The organism is Methyloceanibacter sp., assembly GCF_049590335.1.
Taxonomy (GTDB): domain Bacteria; phylum Pseudomonadota; class Alphaproteobacteria; order Rhizobiales; family Methyloligellaceae; genus Methyloceanibacter.
The window spans coordinates 1-3,248 of record NZ_JBAWCQ010000047.1; the positions used below are offsets into that span (position 1 = coordinate 1).

The 3,248-nt window shown below is 60.8% G+C and carries 4 protein-coding genes; all 4 read left to right on the forward strand.

Features of this window, described 5'->3' with window-relative positions; genetic code table 11:
• Window positions 1-1,207, forward strand: a 1,207-nt coding sequence (gene mtaB, locus WBQ77_RS03255; protein WP_424058910.1) for a tRNA (N(6)-L-threonylcarbamoyladenosine(37)-C(2))-methylthiotransferase MtaB, incomplete at its 5' end; no start/stop codon positions are given.
• Window positions 1,204-2,169, forward strand: a complete 966-nt coding sequence (gene ftsY / locus WBQ77_RS03260; RefSeq protein ID WP_424058912.1) for a signal recognition particle-docking protein FtsY — start codon at window positions 1,204-1,206, stop codon at window positions 2,167-2,169. The genes mtaB and ftsY, both read left to right, overlap by 4 nt.
• On the forward strand, window positions 2,153-2,773 hold the full coding sequence (locus WBQ77_RS03265) for a septation protein A (RefSeq protein ID WP_424058914.1): 621 nt from the start codon (window positions 2,153-2,155) through the stop codon (window positions 2,771-2,773). The genes ftsY and WBQ77_RS03265 overlap by 17 nt, the downstream gene beginning before the upstream one ends.
• Before the next feature lie 258 nt (window positions 2,774-3,031).
• Window positions 3,032-3,248 (forward strand): MarR family winged helix-turn-helix transcriptional regulator (locus WBQ77_RS03270; protein WP_424058915.1); only part of this gene is annotated, 217 nt, incomplete at its 3' end.

Below are 3,248 nucleotides of genomic sequence, written 5' to 3' on the forward strand. Positions count from 1 at the left end.
CGGCGTTGCCGACGCGGTGATTGTCAACACGTGCGCGGTGACGGGCGAAGCGGTGCGCCAGGCGCGCCAGGCGATCCGCAAGGCGCGGCGGGAGCGTCCAGGAGCGAAGATCGTGGTGACCGGTTGCGCGGCCCAAATTGACCCAGATCATTTTGCCGGCATGGACGAAGTGGACCGCGTCGTCGGCAACCAGGAGAAGCTCGAGGCGCCTACCTTCCGAGCGCTCGGCAATCCTGGGCTTGGTCCACATAAATTTGGCACGGGCGAGACCGAGAGAGTTTCCGTAAACGACATCATGTCAGTCAAGGAGACGGCGAACCATCTGATCGACGGGTTCGGCGGCCGCGCACGAGCCTATGTGCAAATTCAAAATGGCTGCGACCATCGCTGCACGTTCTGCATCATTCCTTACGGACGCGGACCGTCGCGTTCGGTGCCCGCGGGCGAGGTTGTGGCGCAGGTCCGCCGCCTGCTTGAGAACGGCTATCAGGAGATTGTCCTGACCGGCGTCGACATGACGGCCTACGGCAAGGACCTCCCGGGTGTGATGACCCTGGGCAAGCTCGTGCGGACGGTCCTCAAGCTCGTTCCCGAATTGCCGCGACTAAGACTCTCGTCTATCGATTCCGTCGAGGCGGACCCCGACCTCATCGCGGCCATCGCCGAGGAAGAGCGGCTGATGCCGCATCTGCACCTGTCCTTGCAGGCGGGCGACGATCTCACCTTGAAGCGCATGAAGCGGCGTCATGCCCGGGCCGACTCCGTCGCGTTCTGCGAGGCGATGCGGCGCGCGCGTCCCGACATCGCATTCGGCGCCGATATCATCGCCGGCTTCCCGACCGAGACCCACGGCATGTTCGAAAACACGCTCTCGATGGTTGACGATTGCGGCTTGACCTTCCTGCATGTGTTCCCGTTCTCACCGCGCGAGGGTACGCCCGCCGCGCGCATGCCGCAGGTTCACGGCGCAGTCGTCGCCGAGCGCGCGCGGGCCTTGCGCGAGAAGGGCGCCTCTGCTTTGCAGGCTCATCTTGAAAGCGCCAAGGGGCGCCGTATCCAGGTGCTCATGGAAACCGAACGACAGGGCCGGTCTACTGACTTCACGCCTGTCCGTCTCGATCCTCGTACGGCGAGCGCAGGTGCGCTTGTCGATTGCATGGTCTCCGGCGATGACGGCGCCGCCTTGCTTGCGGAGGCGCTGCGGTGAGCGGCGGTGAGACGTCCGGGGAAAAGAAGGGGTGGTTCGCGCGGCTCAAAGCCGGCGTGTCGCGCACGTCCAATGCGCTCAGCGAAAACCTCACCGGCATACTGACCAAGCGCAAGCTTGACGAGGAAACGCTGGACGAACTGGAAGAGGTCCTGCTCAAGGCGGATCTCGGTTTTGCCATGGCCGACCGTATTCGCGAGCGCCTCTCGAAGAGCCGGCACGATAAGAGCCTCAGCGAGGACGATGTGCGTGCGGTTCTGGCGGATGAGGTCGCGGGCGTGCTGGCCCCGGTCGCGCAGCCGCTCGAACTCAGTGAGGGCGCCAAGCCCCATGTGATTCTGGTGGTTGGGGTCAACGGGACTGGCAAGACCACCACGATCGGCAAGCTGGCGTACCAGTTCGCCCGCAACGGCAAGAGCGTCATGCTCGCGGCCGGAGACACGTTCCGGGCCGCCGCTGTCGATCAGTTGAAGATTTGGGGCGGGCGCGTGGGCGCCGAGGTGATCGCAAAGTCGGTTGGCACCGATCCCGCCGGTGTCGCCTTCGAGGCCCTGGAACGTGCGAAGGCGACCGACACCGGTGTGCTCTTGATCGATACGGCGGGGCGTCTGCACAACAAGGGCGACCTCATGGCCGAGCTGGCAAAGATTGTTCGCGTTCTAAAGAAGCTCGACGAGACTGCGCCCCATACGGTGTTGCTCGTGCTTGATGCAACCACCGGGCAGAACGCATTGAACCAAGTTGAGACCTTCCGCGAAATCGCCGGAGTGACCAATCTCGTCGTGACCAAACTCGATGGTACGGCGCGGGGTGGCATTGTGGTGGCGATAGCAGAAAAGTTCGGTCTTCCCATCAACGCAATAGGTGTTGGTGAGGGGATCGAGGATTTCGAACCGTTTGATGCAAACGAATTCGCAGCCGCGATCGCAGGAGCCGGACACCAGAATGACGCAGCCGCCTAAATCCACGACCGAGACGGGGCCGAAAACTACGATCAAGAAGGCCAAGGATTCCGAGCAGTCCGTGGCCGGAAAGCTTCTCATTGAGCTTGGGCCGCTGTTGGTCTTCTTCGGAGTTAATGCGGCCTACGGCATTTTTGTCGGTACAGCGGCCTTCATGGTGGCGACGCTCCTCGCGTTGGGCGTTGCCTGGTGGCTCTACCGAAAAGTGCCCATAATGCCGATCGTCAGTGCGGGGCTGGTTCTCGCGTTCGGTGGACTGACCCTCTATTTGCACGACGACACGTTCATCAAAATTAAGCCGACCATCGTCTACACGATGTTCGCGGTGCTGTTGATCGGTGGGCTCTTCGCGCGGAAGCATGTGTTGGCGCTGTTGTTCGGCCCCGTTTTCAATCTAACGGACGAAGGTTGGCAGAAATTGACAATACGTTGGGCGATATTCTTCGTAGCCATGGCAGTACTTAATGAGTTTGTCTGGCGCAGTTTCTCGACCGATACGTGGGTGAGTTTCAAAGCCTTCGGATTCCTCCCGATTACATTTGTCTTCGCGATGTCCCAGGTGCCGCTGATGCAGCGCTATGGGGTCGAGGAAAACTCGCAGTAGCATTGAGACGGCGTGCTCCACACGCGGGGACATAAAAAAGTCTCTTGTAGGTTGCGTTCTTGTGGAAGATATGAAGTCTTCAGTGTGCGGTTTGGCTCTAGCAGGAAAGTACTTTGTGGTTTGGTTTGGGGTGACAGCATGTCCGGTTGCCGCAACATGTGGCCGCGTGTGTACTTGGGTTGTAAGACAGTGGGCGCCAAAAATTTTAAGGTCCGACTTTGCAGAGCCGAGGCGCCATACAATACGGGGAACGTCCATATGACGACGAAGAGCAAGAATCCGCTCGACAATTCTGCGACGCATCTCTTGCATCGCGCAGGTCAGCGGGCGGCGGATATTTTCGCCGAAGAAGCAAAGAAGGGCGGCCTTACGCCTCGGCAGTATGCAGTGCTGACGGCCGTGTCGCTGGAGGAAGGGTTGCCGCAGGCCGAACTGGTCGCTCGGACCGGGATCGACCGGTCGACCTTGGCCGATA

What these genes read in the sequence shown, in the direction of transcription:
- WBQ77_RS03265 (WP_424058914.1), top strand. Translation starts at nt 2,153, where the DNA reads ATGACGCAGCCGCCTAAATCCACGACCGAGACGGGGCCGAAAACTACG.